The organism is Collinsella sp. AM13-34 (genome assembly GCF_003473055.1).
Taxonomy (GTDB): Bacteria; Actinomycetota; Coriobacteriia; order Coriobacteriales; family Coriobacteriaceae; genus Collinsella.
The window spans coordinates 1-13,955 of the sequence record NZ_QRLE01000032.1; the positions used below are offsets into that span (position 1 = coordinate 1).

Below are 13,955 nucleotides of genomic sequence, written 5' to 3' on the forward strand. Positions count from 1 at the left end.
GCAGGGGCTCTCAATGTTTTTATGTCCTGCTCATATCGTCTGTGCCGGCAGTTGGGGACACTCCTTGTGTCGAGAGATTTCCCGTTCGCCGATTTGTGCCTTGAAAAATGTATATAACGACTATAACGTAGCATGAAACATATTGGAAATAATACTGAGGAGGCTGCGTTGAAGAGGAGCAATCTGGGCTATGTGCTGGTGCTGATCGCCGCGCTTATGTGGGGCAGCATCGGAATCTTTGTAAACGGCATCTCGGCCATGGGCGTTTCGTCCCAGAGCATGGCTGCCTTTCGCTTGTTGGTCGGAGCGCTTATCTTGGCGCCGGTCCTGATGTTTATGGGCTGCCGTCCGGGTGAGGGGTCTACCGTGGTTCAGGGTCCGCTGACCCTGTTCAAGGCAAGCCCTAAAGAGCTTGTTTCCTGCGCGCTTGTCGGTATCGTCGGTTTGGCTGCCGCCAACACCTGCTATTACGAGTGCATGCGCGAGGTGGGCATGTCCACGGCATCGGTGCTGCTCTACACGTCGCCGGTGTTTGGCGTCGCGCTCGGCCGCGTCCTTTATCGCGAGGACGTGACCCTCAACAAGCTCGTTGCCATTGTCTTTAACATCGTTGGCTGTGTGCTTGCGGTGACCAATGGCGACCTTTCCGGTTTTCATTTTTCGGTTTGGGGCGTCACGTCGGGCGTGATTGCAGGCCTTTGTGGTGCGTCGCTCGCGGTGTTTAGCCGGATAGCAACCAAGACGGTCCACCCGCTGGCTGTCACGTTTTGGGGCTTTGTTTTTGGCGGTGCGGTTATGGCAGCTATCGCGGCTCCGTGGCCGGATGTCGCCGCGGCAATGTCGCCACAGCTGCTGCTGCTGTTCCTTGGCTTTGGACTCATCCCCACAGCCGTGGCTTACATCTTATATATGCAGGGTCTGTCCATGGGGCTCGAGACGTCGAAAGTTCCCGTCGTAATGTCATTCGAGACAGTCGTCACCGTACTGCTGGGCATTGGTGTCTACGCCGAGCCCGCCGGCGCGATCAAAGTTCTGGGCATCGTTTTGGTGCTCGCGTCCATCGTGATTATGAACACCGACTTTTCCAAGCTGCGCAACAGTGTGTTTGTCGGCCATGTCGTTGAGAGCATGACCTTTAAGCCCAACGCGTGGTGGACGGAGAAATCGCAGGACATGGATCTGTTTAAGGAACGCACCGGCATCGCGCTGGAGCCCACCGTGCAGGAAAGCCCCTGGTACTTCGTGCGATAAGGGATTGCGCACGGCGTCCGACCTGGGATTATCCAGCCAGCGCCGGCCTACCCAGCCCCAACGTTTCAAGTACGTTAAACCCGTCAACGGTCGATTTTCACCCGCGAACGGTCTTTATACTAATTAGCAATATAAGCAACGTATAAGACGTTATAATGACCATAACGAAAAGGAGGAGGCAAGATGAATCAGATCATTCTCGCATCTCATGGCGGCCTGGCCGCAGGCGCCAAAGACACGCTCGAGATGGTTCTCGGCGACGTGTCGAACGTCCACGTCGTGTCGCTTGCTCGTGACGACAAGGAGCCCATCACCAATAAGGTGGACGCCATGATCGCCACGTTCAACGCGGACGACACCGTCTATGTGCTGACCGATATGCTCGGCAGCTCGGTCAACAACAGCATGGTCGAGCTTTCCAAGAACGGCACGAAGTTCACGGTTGTCAGCGGTTTCAACATCCCGCTGGCGCTCACGCTCGCTATGAGCCCCGTCCCCGTCAAGGGCGCCGAGCTCGCGGCCCTCATCAACGAGGCCCGCACCGGTCTGACCAACCCCAACGCACCGGTCGAGGTCGCCGCGGCTCCCGCCAAGAAGGCCAAGGCGTCCCGTCACAGCTCCGGTCCCGCCAAGATTGTCCTCGCGCGTCTTGACTACCGTCTGCTGCACGGCCAGGTCGTCTTTACCTGGACCACCAAGGTCCAGGCCGAGCGCATCATCGTCGTCGACAACGCTGCCGCCAACGATGACATCAAGAAGGGCGCTCTCAAGCTTGCCAAGCCCCAGGGCGTGCGCCTGAACGTCTTTACCGTCGAGCGTGCCCTCGCCAAGATGGACAAGCTCAACACCCTCGGCGAGCGCGTCATGTTCGTCTTTGGCAACACGGCCGAGATGCTGCAGTTCTGCCAGGGCTACAAGCTCGACGCCATCAACCTGGGCGCCACCGCCAACCACGACGGTGCCGATCAGATCGGCGGCAAGGACAGCTCCGTCTTCCTCGACGCCACCCAGAAGGCCGACGTCAACCAGCTGCTCGACATGGGCATCAAGCTCTACGTCCAGCAGACCCCTACGTATCAGAGCGTCGACATCGACGCCAAGCTGTGATCAACCAGGCTTTTGCCTGACTGAAAGGAGAAGGGTATGAATACGTTCATCAGTGCGGTGCTCGTCGGCCTCGTCGGCGTGTTCTGCATGTGGGACTCCCGCCTGCTCGGTCGTCTTAACTTCGAGCAGCCCCTCGTTGGCGCTACGCTCGTCGGTCTGCTGCTGGGCGATGTGCCCACCGGCCTTGCCGTCGGTGCCGCCGTCGAGCTCGTGTCCATGGGCCTGGTGCAGGTCGGCGCCGCCGTTCCGCCCGATATGGTCCTGGGCGGCATCGTGGCAGCTGCCTTCGCGTGCCTGACCGATGCTTCTGCTGAGACCGCCATGACGATCGCCATCCCGGTCGCCGTCCTGGGTCAGCTCCTCGGCATCGTGTTCCGTTCCATCATCGCCGCCCTCACCCATGTGGCCGATAGCGCGATCGATAACGGTAACTTCAAGACCGCCTACCGTATGCACATCTGCGCCGGCTCCGGTCTGTACGCCATCATGTACTTCCTGCCGATCTTCCTGGCCGTCTTTGTTGGCACCGACCTGGTTCAGGCCATCGTCAACATGGTTCCCGAGTGGCTGTCCGTTGGTCTGAACGTTTCGACCAAGATCATGACCGCCTACGGTCTGGCTCTGCTGCTCACCATGATGATCAAGAAGGGTATGACCCCGTTCCTGTTCATCGGTTTCCTGCTCGCCGCCTACCTCAACCTGTCCGTCATCGCGGTCGCTCTGATCGGTGTGTGCCTGGCTATCGTCTTCATGGGCTTCAAGTTCAATGGCTCCCATGCAACCGCCGGTGTCGATTCCGACTACGATCCGCTCGAAGACGACGAAGACTAAGGAGGAACACACTATGGCAACCGCAACCAAGGACGTGTCCCTGAACAAGAAGGTCAGCCAGTTCTTCTGGCGCTCCTGGGCCATCCAGGCCTCTTGGAACTACGAGCGTCAGATGAACATGGGCTTCCTCTACGGCATGGTTCCTACGCTCGACCGCCTCTATCCGGACGAGTCCGACCCCAAGCAGCTCGCTGCTAAGAAAGAGGCTTACCACCGTCACATGGCGTTCTACAACTGCACCCCGCAGACGAGCGCTTTTGTCCTAGGTCTCGCCGCCTCCATGGAGGAGGAGTACGCCAAGGATCCCGAGAACTTCGATCCCGATTCGATCAACGCGGTCAAGACCTCCCTCATGGGTCCGCTTTCCGGCATCGGTGACTCCCTCTTCCAGGGCACCATCCGCGTTATCGCCTTTGGCCTGGGCGTTCAGCTGGCTCAGCAGGGCTCCATCATGGGCCCGATCCTGGCCATGCTCATCTCCATCGTCCCCTCTGTGCTGGTCACTTGGTTCGCAGCCAAGATGGGCTATCAGGGCGGCCACGAGTACCTGAGCAAGCTTCAGGGCGGCGACCTCATGGAAAAGCTCATGTATGTCTGCGGCATCGTAGGTCTTATGTCCGTGGGCGGCATGATCGCTACGCTGATCGGCGCCACCACCCCGCTGCAGTTCGCTGAGGGCACCGTCGTTATCCAGGACATCCTGGACGGTATGATGCCCCAGATGATCTCCCTTGGCCTCACTGGCCTTATGTACTGGCTCATCAAGAAGAACGTCAACACCGGTTGGCTTCTCGTGATCGCCATCGTGGGCGGCATCGCCCTCTCCGCGGCCGGCATCCTGGCCTAGTCGCGACCAAGCGCCTAACCGCTTTCCCCCGGGGGCCTGCCTGGCATCCCATACCCCAGGCAGGCTTCCATCCCTAGATGTGTCAAAGGGACAGTTCCTTTGACACATCCTCAACGGGCCGGCGACTCGGTCCAAACCACGGTAACCCTGCGAGCGCCCGGCAATGTGGCGCCGCAAAAAATCGAAAGGAATGTGTCAGATGTACGAGATCGACCTTAACCTCCCTAAGCAGATCGTCGCTGACGTCCTGTCCAACCACGAGATTCACAGCGTCGCTTTCGTCGGCTGCGGTGCTTCCATGTCCGACCTTTACCCCGCCAAGTACTTCCTGGCCAACAACACGGACAAGCTGAACGTTCAGATCTTCACCGCTAACGAGTTCAACTACGACACGCCTTCCTGGGTCAACGAGCACACCTTCGTGATCACCTGCTCCCTCGGTGGCTCCACGCCCGAGACCGTCGAGGCCAACAAGACCGCCAAGAAGCACAACTGCCCGGTCGTCTCCCTCACCAACAAGGCTGGCTCCGCTCTGACCGTCGACGCCGACCACGTCATCGTCCACGGCTTCCACGCCAACTACGCTGCCAAGTGCGAGAAGCCTGGCTACGCCATCGCTCTTGCTCTCGAGATCCTTCAGCAGACCGAGGGCTATGACCACTACGAGGACATGATCACCGGCCTCACCAACGTCTTCGAGCTCTGCGAGAACGCCGCTCAGTCCGCCAAGGGCCTCGCCAAGCAGTTCGCCCAAGACTTCAAGGACGACAAGATGATCTACTTCATGGCCTCCGGTGCCTCCGAGAAGATGGCTTATTCTCACGCCGCCTTCCTGTTCACCGAGATGCAGTGGATCGACGCCGCCGCCTACAACACCGGCGAGTACTTCCACGGCCCGTTCGAGGTTTCCACCGAGGGTAAGCCCTACGTCTTCTTCATGTCCGACGGTGCTACCCGTCCGATGGACGCTCGCGCCCTCACCTTCCTTAAGCGCATGGGCGCCAAGGTCGCTCTGATCGACTCCAAGGACTACGGCCTGGCTGACGCCGTGCCGGCGAGCGTCGTCACCTACTTCAACCCGCTGCTGCACCTCGCCGTTATGCGCGAGTACGGCAACCAGATCGCCGAGGCCCGTCAGCACCCGCTGACCATGCGTCGCTACATGTGGAAGCTTTCCTACTAATCACAAGTAAGTAGACCTTACGGGTTGATTGAGAGGGGATGGGGTTTGCCCCGTCCCCTTTTTTGCTTTGGGGAGGGCGTGTCTGTCGCGTCGCAAAACACCAGATAAAACCTACCAAAATAAACCTGTCCCTTTTTGGCAGGTGGGAGGAGATGCGTATGATCAAGGCAGTGCTGTTTGATATGGACGGCGTGCTGGTCGATACCGAGTGGTTCTACAACCGTCGCCGCGTGGCGTTTATGGAAGAGAAGGGGTTCCACTTTGATGAGATTCCCGATCTTTCGGGGTCTAACGAGCCCGCCATTTGGGAGGCGCTGGTGCCCGACGATGTTGAGCTGCGCGAGCGCCTGCGCGTGGAGTACAAGCAGGTCTACAGTCCAGACCATCCCGTTCCGTATGCCGAGCTGCTCAACGAGCAGACGGAGCCGGTAATGCGCGAGCTGCACAAGCGCGGCGTGAAGTGCGCCATCGCAAGCTCGTCCTATCGTGAGCTCATTGACGAGCTGGTTGAGATTGCCGGTATCGCCGACGTGCTGGACTACACCATCAGCGGTCACGAGTGCAGTGCGTTTAAGCCCGACCCCGAGATCTACCTGCGTGCCATGGAGGCGCTGGGTATGGAGCCTGCCGAGTGCCTGGTTATCGAGGACTCGCCTTTGGGTATCGAGGCCGGCAAGCGCTCCGGCGCCCGCGTCCTGGCGCTGCGCCCGCACGAGGGCGTCAACCTGGATCAGTCCGCCGCTGATGCCATCATCGATAGCCTCGCCGACATTCTGACCGCTTTATAGCGTCAATTCGCTACGAGAAGTACCGATTCACGCGTCTTTTGCGACAGATCGGCTCATTTTGGCTTCGATTTGATCCGTTTGGCTCCGACTCAGACTAAGTGAGTAGACTTTTCGGCTCAGGCAGAGCACAAAGCGAATCTGCCTTAGTAAAACTGCAGGTCACAGAGGTGGCTGTTTTGGGTGTGCTCGACAGGTCGCGAATAGTCTACTCACTTGGAATTTGGGCTCTTTGGTTGGGGAGATGCTGGCTCGTTTTGGTTGTCGAGAGCGGGTGAATTGAAGCGCCCTTTCGCGCTCCATGCTACAATCGCGGCCACGCCCCACAACTACATCTGCCTTCGAAAGGAGCCTACGTGGCGAACGCTATCGATCAGCTCACGGACCGCGTGCTCGTGCTCGGCCGCCTTACCATCGTCCGCCGTGCCATCACCGCCGTGGCGGTCACCATTTCTGCCGTTCTCCAGACATTCCTGATCCAGGCGTTCATTCAACCCGCCGACCTGCTTCCGAGCGGTCTTACCGGCGTCGCGGTCCTGCTCGATCGCGTTACCTCGCTGGGTGGCGTTCATATCGACATCTCGCTCGGTATGCTCGCGCTCAACATTCCTGTGGCGCTCCTATGCTGGAGCGGCATTAGCAAGCGCTTCGTCATCTTCTCGATGATGCAGGTTGCGCTCTCGTCGCTGTTCCTTAACATCTTTCACTTTGCGCCGTTTTTGGGCGACAAGATCATGCTCATCATCTTTGGCGGCGTGGTCTCGGGCCTGGGCGCCGCCATCGCGCTTAAGTCCGGCGCATCCACCGGCGGTACCGACTTTATCGCGTTGTGGGTCTCCAACCACACGGGCAAGACCATCTGGGGCGTCATCTTTGGTTTTAACTGCTTTATCCTGGCGATCTTTGGCTTTATGTTTGGCTGGGACAACGCGGCGTACTCCATCGTGTTCCAGTTTATTTCGACCAAGACCATCGACAGCTTCTACCGCCGCTATGACCGCGTAACGCTGCAGATCACGACGCGCAAGGCCGACGAGGTCATGACCGCCTATATCGACCATTTTCAGCACGGCATCAGCTGCGCCGAGGTCGTTGGCGGATACAGCCGCGAAAAGATGTACCTGCTGCACACCGTTGTCTCGACCTACGAGAGCCAGGACATCATCAAGTTGGTGTGCGACATTGATCCCGGCGCCGTGATCAATGTGTTCCACACGCTTAACTTTGTGGGCGGCTGGTGGGGCGGTCATGTCGACGAGCCCATGCCCACGGCCGTACCCGATCCCGACAAGCCCGCGCGCATGGCCAGCAGGCAGGCGCGCCTCAGCGAGCAGGACAGTCTGCAGCAGGACGACGGCAAGTAAGGATTTGCTGTATGTGGTGTATCGTTTTATCAAACTGAGATAACATATAAAAAGACGTTATATACGTATTAGTTATTTCGCTATTTTGATAAGAGTGATCAGATATGCCCGCACCCAAAAATGCACCACTTTACCAGCAGATTTACGACGAAATCAAGGATGCGATCGAGAAAGGTGTTTATGCACCCAAGGAGCGTATCCCGTCCGAGCTTGAGCTTGCCGAGCAGTACGAGGTAAGCCGCATTACGGTGCGTCGCGCCGTTGAGGAGCTGTGCTCCGATGGCTACCTGGTTAAGCAGCAGGGCCGCGGCACCTTTGTCTCCACGCCGCACATCAACCGCCAGTTCCACGCCTCGACGCTGCAGACGTTTACCGCGCTGTGTGCCGACAATGACATGAAGGCGGGTGCACACGTGGTCGATCGCCAGATTGTGCCGGCACGTCAAAACGAGATGGAGTTCTTTGGCCTGCAGAAGGACGCGCTGCTACTGCACATTAAGCGCGTGCGTACGGCCGACGGCGAGCCCATCTTTGAGGAAAACATCTTTGTGCCGTTTGATACATACCGTGAGCTGTTGACGGCCGATCTTGAGGACAAGTCGATTTTTGCCGAGGTCGAGCGTGTTGGCGGAACGCCGATTGTCTCGGTTGGCTACCGTACGGTCGAGGCCGTTCGCGCTAACGCCGAGCAAGCGGCCGAGTTGGGCATTGCTCCGCACGATCCACTGCTCAATCTGCGTGCCGGCTTTATCGGCCCCAATGGCGAGCCGGTCCTGATGGGTAAGCAGTACTACGTGGGTAGCCGTTACGTCATGGTGATGTAAGTTACGCGGTTTTACCAAACCGCGTAACGGGCCGACGCTGCGCGCCGCCCAGGGCGACAATTTGTCATTCAAAAGGCGAGGCATGACCAGAAGGTCTATGCCTTGCCTTTTTCATGCCAACTTGTTCGCCCTGGACGTCGCTCGCTGTCCGTCCTCTACCTGCGGCGGAGTAGTCATTGCACTCATTGGGGACAGACTTAAATGAGTAGTCGTTAGGGATATTCTTGTTTGACTAGTCGTTTAAGAACGTCCCCAATGACTACCCATGTCGTGGCCGGCAGCCGTGCGGCACCGGTCCGCGTGGCGGCGTATAATCGGCGGCAGATGACTTGGACGTTAGGAAACCATGACCGATAGCATGCAGCAGACGGCGCTCGACACGCTCGGCGCCTATTTTGGCTACACCTCGTTTCGCCCGGGGCAGGACCGTATGGTCGATGCGATCCTTGCCGGCTGCGACGCGCTGGGCGTTATGCCCACGGGCGCCGGCAAGTCCATTTGCTACCAGGTGCCCGCGCTCATGCTTCCCGGCATCACCTTTGTGGTGAGTCCGTTGCTGTCGCTTATGGAGGACCAGACCCGCGCGCTGCTCGCGGCGGGTGCGCGCCCCAGTTATCTCAACTCCAGCCTTACTCCGGCCCAGCAAAACACCGTGCTCAAGCGGGCGCGCGAGGGCCGCTACCAGCTTATGTACGTGGCGCCCGAGCGCCTGCTCGAGCCACGCTTTTTGGCCTTTGCGCAGGAGGCCGCGGCGGACGGCGGCATTGGCGTGCCGCTCGTGGCCATTGACGAGGCCCACTGCGTGAGCCAATGGGGCCAGGATTTCCGTCCCGCCTACCTGCAGATTCGTGAGTTCATCGATTCCCTGCCGCAGCGCCCCATCGTGGCGGCCTTTACCGCTACGGCGACTGAGCGTGTGCGCGCGGACATTCAGCAGATGCTCGGCCTGCAAAATCCCGCGACGGTGGTGACGGGCTTCGATCGCAAGAACCTCTACTTTGGCTGCGAGGAGATGGGCGACAAGGCCAAGGCAGCGTGGGTGCGCGACTATGTGATTGCGCATTCGGGCGAGAGCGGCATCGTGTATTGCTCGACCCGCAAGACGGTCGATGCGCTGGCAGGCGAGCTTGCCGAGGCGCTGGGCCCCAGCGGCATTCGCGTTGGCCGCTACCATGCCGGCATGGGCAATGACGCCCGCCGCCAAAGCCAGCGTGCCTTTATTGACGACGATCTTCAGGTGATGGTTGCCACCAACGCCTTTGGCATGGGCATCGACAAGCCCAACGTGCGCTACGTGATTCACAACAACGTGCCCGAGAGCATCGAGGCATACTACCAAGAGGCGGGTCGAGCCGGCCGCGATGGCGACCCGGCCAGCTGCCATCTGCTGTGGAACGGTAACGATTTTCGCATGCGTCGCTTTTTGATCGACCGCGGCGATGCTGCCGATGAGGCGCTCGACGACGAGCAGCGCGCGTGGGCGCTCCAGAATCGATATCGCCTGCTCAGCCAGATGGAGGGCTACTGCAATACCACCGGCTGCCTGCGCGAATACATGCTGCGCTACTTTGGCGACGAGGCCGCGGCCGAGCATGCTGCCGCGGCTGGTGCGGGCAGCACCGCCACGGACGACGCCGAGGGCTGCGGCAACTGCAGCAACTGCCTCACGAAGTTCGAGGTCGAGGACGTCACCGATATGGCCCGCGCCGCCGTGCGCTATGTGGCCACGCGTCCCATGCGCTTTGGCAAATCGCTGGTCGCCGATGTGCTCCACGGCGGCAACACCGAGCGCATTCGCCAGATGCATCTGGACGAGGACCGCGGCTACGGTGAGCTGTCGAGCGAATCGGTCGGGCGCATCAAGGATATCATCGGCCAGCTGTGCGGCCGCGGTTATTTGGCCACCTCGCAGGGGCAGTACCCGGTCGTGGGGCTGGGCCCGCGTGCCGGCGAGGTCGAGAACGAGGCGTTCGCCTTTACCGTTAAGCGTCGCGCGTCCAAGCGCAAGGCCTCGGCCCGCGCCCGCCGTGCGGTGGATCTGCTGCGCGAGGAGGCCGAGCTGGATCAGCGCCCGCGCGTGGGCGACGATGCCGAGCTGTTCGAGCGCCTGCGCGCCCTGCGCAAGGAAATCTCGACCGAGCTCGAGATGGCGCCGTATATGGTCTTTTCCGACAAGGCCCTGCGCGGTCTGTGCCGTCTACGCCCGCAGACGCGCGACGAGCTTGTCCAGGTCAACGGCATTGGCGAGAAAAAGGCCGACGCCTTTGGCGAGCAGTTTATGGCGGCGATTGAAGAGTTTGAGTCCGAGCATGCACGGGATGGAGCGTAACGATGGCTTTCGACGATAAAACTGACCGCACTGACGTGTCCGCCGTGCCGCTGTACCAGCAGGTCATGGACGACCTGAAGGGCGAGATCGCACGCGGCGTGTACGCGCCCGGCTCGCGCATTCCTTCCGAGATAGAGCTCGCGAAGTCCTACGGCGTGGGGCGCATTACCGTGCGCCGCGCCATCGAGGAGCTGTCGCGCGCGGGGTACCTCAACCGCCAGCAGGGGAGGGGCACCTTCGTGTGCGCCCCCAAGCTCAAGCGCAAGATTGTCCAGAAAGGCGACGTCCAGAGCTTTTCCGAGGGTTGCGCCGCCAACGACATGGTGGCCGGAGCGCGCTTGGTGTCGCGCACGGTGGTTGCGGCGACGCACGAGGACGCGGCGTTTTTTGGCGTGGAACCCGGCTGCGAGCTCATTGTGGTCGAGCGCGTGCGCACGGCAGACGGCGTGCCCGTCATGCTCGAGAACAACGCCTTTGTGCTCGCCGACCATCCCTACCTGCAGACGCTTGCCGATAAGGACCTCGCCGACAACTCGATCTTCTCGCTCGTTGCCGAGCATTCGGGTCGCGCGCCGCTCAAGTCCGACCCCTGCACCGTGGAGATTGCGCTGGCGGATGCCCACGCGGCCCCGCTGCTGGAGGTGCCGGTCGGCGAGCCGCTCTTCTATATGGAGGCCTACTTTACCGACGCCGGCGGACGCCCTCTACTGCTCGGTCGTCAAAAGATCGTGGGCTCGCGCTACGTGTTCGACATCTAACGTCCACAGATAGAACAACATAGAACAAATTTGCCGGGATGACTTCACGGGCGTTATTACACGTGTTATAAATAGGACAACATAGAACGACCGCAGGTACGAGCTGCCGTCGCTCAAAGCCGCCACACAAGGAGGAGCGTCACCGTGAACGCACACGATCTGATTCAGGAAATTATCGAGCGCAAGGGTAAGATCGAGAACGTCTTTTGGATCGCCTGCGGCGGTTCGATGATCGACCTGATGCCGGCTAACGAGCTGCTCAAGCGCGAGGCCACCACGTTTGCCTCGACGGTCTACACGGCACGGGAGTTTTGCCTGATGGCGCCCAAGAGCCTGGGGCCGAAGTCGCTCGTCGTCGCCTGCAGCCACAGCGGCAATACGCAGGAGGTTGTCGATGCCTGCGAGATGGCGCTCGCCGCCGGCGCCGAGGTCGTGACTATGACCGACTACGCGGGCTCCAAGATCGACAACGGCAAGTGGACCACCTGGGTCTATCCGTGGGGCAAGGGCGAGTCGCAGGCCGAGGTCCCGCAGGGCATTGGCGTGCTAATGGCTGCCGAGCTGCTCGACCAGCAGGAGGGCTACGAGGCGCTCGCCGACATGTATGCCGGCCTTAAGCAGATGGACGCGCTGCTGCCCGCCGCCCGCGAGAAGGTCAACGCCGAGCTGGGCGATCGCTTTGCCGAGCTCTGCCAGCAGCACGAGTTCTTCTACATCCTGGGATCCGGCCCCAACTTTAGCCAGACCTACGCCATGGCCATCTGCTCGCTCATGGAGATGCAGTGGCAGCACTGCTGCTACATCCACTCCGGCGAGTACTTCCACGGCCCGTTCGAAGCCACCGAGCCCGGCGTGTTCTACTTTGTGCAGCTCGGATCGGGCGAGTGCCGCCCCATGGAGGAGCGCGCGCTGGCGTTCCTCAACACGCACACCGATACGGTCATGGTGCTCGACGCACTCGAGTACGGCGTGGGCGACGTGCCTGCCAGCGTGCGTTCGTACCTGGAGCCGATCTTCTTCTACAACATGAGCTGCGAGCTGCGCGCCGCCCGCGGCAAGGTGTTCGACCACAGCCCCGAGGTTCGTCGCTACATGGGCATCGAGCAGTACTAGGTAACGGGAATTATCTTTTTTGACGGGGTCTGCGCTGCGCGCGGGCCCCGTTTTGCGTTGTGGCGGCCGGATTCGTGTCTGCGCGAAAACGAAGGTGAATACTTTTCCGCGAAGTGAACGACCTATTTTGGACCCCCGAAGCATCCACACTTTTTGACGCCAAAACTGCAGGAAAAACTCGGCGAAACCGCAGGAAACGGCGTCTGAAAAGTGTCGATGCTTCGGGGGCTCGTTTTTGCTCGTTCACTTCGCGGAAAAGTATTCACCTTCGATTCGCAAGGGCGCTGCGTGAGTCAAAAAAGCGGGCCGCGCCGGGGATTTCCGGCGCGGCCCGCTTAGTATCGCGCTTAGATTCGCAAGGTTGCGGCAGCCAGCGGCCTACTTTGCGTCGTAGGCCTCGGTGTCCCACCAGTCGAGCTGGGCGATGTTGTCTCGGATGTGCTGGCAGCTCTTGTGGAAGCCCTCGAGCTCGTACTCGGACAGGTCGAGCGTGTAGACCTCCTCGACGCCCTCGGCACCGATCACGCACGGCAGGGAGGTAAAGATACCCTCCTCGCCATACTGGCCGGTCATGAGCGTGGAAGCGGAAAGCACGGCGTGCTCGTTGTGCAGCACGGCGGCGCAGACGCGCGCGGCGGAGTTGGCGACGGCGTATTCGGTGCACTGCTTGCCCTGGTAGGTCACATAGCCGCCCTTACGCGCGAGCTCCTCGACCTCCATGTGGTCAAAGGAGTACTTGTCGGGGTTCTCGGCCTGAAGCTCGTTGAGGTTTTTGCCGGCGATGGTTGCGGCCTTAAAGGCGGCAAGCTGGCTAAAGCCGTGCTCGCCGATCATGTAGGCGTCGATGGACTTGGGGCTCACGCCGACCTTCTTGGAGATCTCGGTGCGCAGGCGGGCGGAGTCCAGGCCGCAGCCCGAGCCGATGATCTTCTTGGGATCGTAGCCGGTCAGGTGCCACAGCTCGGTGCACATGACGTCGCAGGGGTTGGAGATGGAGACAAAGATGCCGTCGAAGCCGGCGTCGACGATGCGCTTGGCAAAGGTGCGCGCGGCGTCGGTGGTAAAGAACAGCTCGCCGTCGCGGCTGCCGGCGGCCAGCGCAACCTTGCCGGCGGCGTTGACGATGACGTCGCAGCAGGCCAGCTCCTCGTAGTGGTCGTAGCAGTTGACGATCTTGGTGTTGTACGGGACAAACGAAAGGGAGTCGCGCAGGTCCTGGACCTCGGACGTCACCTTGGCCTCGTTGATATCGCACAGGTACAGCTCGTCGGCAATGCCCTGCATAAGCAGGCTGTTAGCGACATGTGCTCCTACATGGCCCTGGCCGACCACACCGATCTTACGCGTCTGGTACATATACGTATCCTTTCGGCCGAGTTTTTCGCGTCGGACCATTGTAGCGTCCTGGCGTCACTTTGCTAAGCTAAAGTGCCGTAGATTTTTGGGACATGCCTTAATTTCTACTTTTGCGGCGTTTTAGGGCGAACAGTGCCCGTATGGTCGAAAGGTAGAAATAAAGGCATGGTTGATTTCCGATCTCAGCCGAACACATTGAGCAAATAG

The 13,955-nt window shown here is 60.2% G+C and carries 12 protein-coding genes; 11 read left to right on the top strand and 1 reads right to left on the bottom strand.

Features of this window, described 5'->3' with window-relative positions; genetic code table 11:
- Nucleotides 1-168: 168 nt before the first annotated feature.
- From DW151_RS09730 to DW151_RS09780, 11 genes are all read left to right on the top strand, one after another.
- A complete protein-coding gene (locus DW151_RS09730; RefSeq protein ID WP_158571693.1) occupies nucleotides 169-1,251 on the top strand; it encodes a DMT family transporter in 1,083 nt (360 codons plus the stop codon).
- A gap of 183 nt (nucleotides 1,252-1,434) precedes the next feature.
- The gene (locus DW151_RS09735) at nucleotides 1,435-2,358 is read left to right on the top strand and encodes a PTS mannose/fructose/sorbose transporter subunit IIAB (protein WP_118335627.1); all 924 of its coding nucleotides are present in this window, start codon (nucleotides 1,435-1,437) and stop codon (nucleotides 2,356-2,358) included.
- A 36-nt stretch (nucleotides 2,359-2,394) separates the two neighbouring features.
- Entirely contained in the window at nucleotides 2,395-3,189 is a 795-nt protein-coding gene (locus tag DW151_RS09740) for a PTS sugar transporter subunit IIC (RefSeq protein WP_117634395.1), read from the top strand.
- 13 nt (nucleotides 3,190-3,202) lie between these two features.
- Nucleotides 3,203-4,036: a PTS system mannose/fructose/sorbose family transporter subunit IID gene (locus tag DW151_RS09745; RefSeq protein WP_118335629.1), complete on the top strand. Its 834-nt coding sequence runs from the start codon at nucleotides 3,203-3,205 to the stop codon at nucleotides 4,034-4,036.
- 199 nt (nucleotides 4,037-4,235) lie between these two features.
- A complete protein-coding gene (locus DW151_RS09750) occupies nucleotides 4,236-5,219 on the top strand; it encodes an SIS domain-containing protein (protein WP_233503150.1) in 984 nt (327 codons plus the stop codon).
- 158 nt (nucleotides 5,220-5,377) lie between these two features.
- A complete protein-coding gene (locus DW151_RS09755; RefSeq protein ID WP_158571694.1) occupies nucleotides 5,378-6,007 on the top strand; it encodes an HAD family phosphatase in 630 nt (209 codons plus the stop codon).
- A 353-nt stretch (nucleotides 6,008-6,360) separates the two neighbouring features.
- The gene (locus DW151_RS09760) at nucleotides 6,361-7,368 is read left to right on the top strand and encodes a YitT family protein (RefSeq protein ID WP_118335633.1); all 1,008 of its coding nucleotides are present in this window, start codon (nucleotides 6,361-6,363) and stop codon (nucleotides 7,366-7,368) included.
- Nucleotides 7,369-7,472: 104 nt separating this feature from the next.
- Nucleotides 7,473-8,192 (top strand): GntR family transcriptional regulator, encoded by a 720-nt coding sequence (locus DW151_RS09765; RefSeq protein ID WP_117736865.1) that lies wholly within the window; start codon nucleotides 7,473-7,475, stop codon nucleotides 8,190-8,192.
- A gap of 346 nt (nucleotides 8,193-8,538) precedes the next feature.
- Nucleotides 8,539-10,521: an ATP-dependent DNA helicase RecQ gene (locus DW151_RS09770; protein WP_118335635.1), complete on the top strand. Its 1,983-nt coding sequence runs from the start codon at nucleotides 8,539-8,541 to the stop codon at nucleotides 10,519-10,521.
- Nucleotides 10,522-10,523: 2 nt separating this feature from the next.
- Nucleotides 10,524-11,279: a GntR family transcriptional regulator gene (locus tag DW151_RS09775; RefSeq protein ID WP_117634382.1), complete on the top strand. Its 756-nt coding sequence runs from the start codon at nucleotides 10,524-10,526 to the stop codon at nucleotides 11,277-11,279.
- 144 nt (nucleotides 11,280-11,423) lie between these two features.
- On the top strand, nucleotides 11,424-12,392 hold the full coding sequence (locus DW151_RS09780) for an SIS domain-containing protein (protein ID WP_117634380.1): 969 nt from the start codon (nucleotides 11,424-11,426) through the stop codon (nucleotides 12,390-12,392).
- A 378-nt stretch (nucleotides 12,393-12,770) separates the two neighbouring features.
- Here the strand turns inward: DW151_RS09780 and DW151_RS09785 are convergent, their stop codons facing one another.
- Nucleotides 12,771-13,748 (bottom strand): L-lactate dehydrogenase, encoded by a 978-nt coding sequence (locus DW151_RS09785; RefSeq protein WP_118335636.1) that lies wholly within the window; start codon nucleotides 13,746-13,748, stop codon nucleotides 12,771-12,773.
- Nucleotides 13,749-13,955: the final 207 nt, after the last annotated feature.

Bases quoted from the DNA above. Each gene is read 5' to 3' on its own strand.
- DW151_RS09735 (WP_118335627.1), top strand. From the start codon at position 1,435: ATGAATCAGATCATTCTCGCATCTCATGGCGGCCTGGCCGCAGGCGCC.
- DW151_RS09740 (WP_117634395.1), top strand. From the start codon at position 2,395: ATGAATACGTTCATCAGTGCGGTGCTCGTCGGCCTCGTCGGCGTGTTC.
- DW151_RS09745 (WP_118335629.1), top strand. From the start codon at position 3,203: ATGGCAACCGCAACCAAGGACGTGTCCCTGAACAAGAAGGTCAGCCAG.
- DW151_RS09750 (WP_233503150.1), top strand. From the start codon at position 4,236: ATGTACGAGATCGACCTTAACCTCCCTAAGCAGATCGTCGCTGACGTC.
- DW151_RS09755 (WP_158571694.1), top strand. From the start codon at position 5,378: ATGATCAAGGCAGTGCTGTTTGATATGGACGGCGTGCTGGTCGATACC.
- DW151_RS09765 (WP_117736865.1), top strand. From the start codon at position 7,473: ATGCCCGCACCCAAAAATGCACCACTTTACCAGCAGATTTACGACGAA.
- DW151_RS09770 (WP_118335635.1), top strand. From the start codon at position 8,539: ATGACCGATAGCATGCAGCAGACGGCGCTCGACACGCTCGGCGCCTAT.
- DW151_RS09775 (WP_117634382.1), top strand. From the start codon at position 10,524: ATGGCTTTCGACGATAAAACTGACCGCACTGACGTGTCCGCCGTGCCG.
- DW151_RS09785 (WP_118335636.1), bottom strand. From the start codon at position 13,748: ATGTACCAGACGCGTAAGATCGGTGTGGTCGGCCAGGGCCATGTAGGA.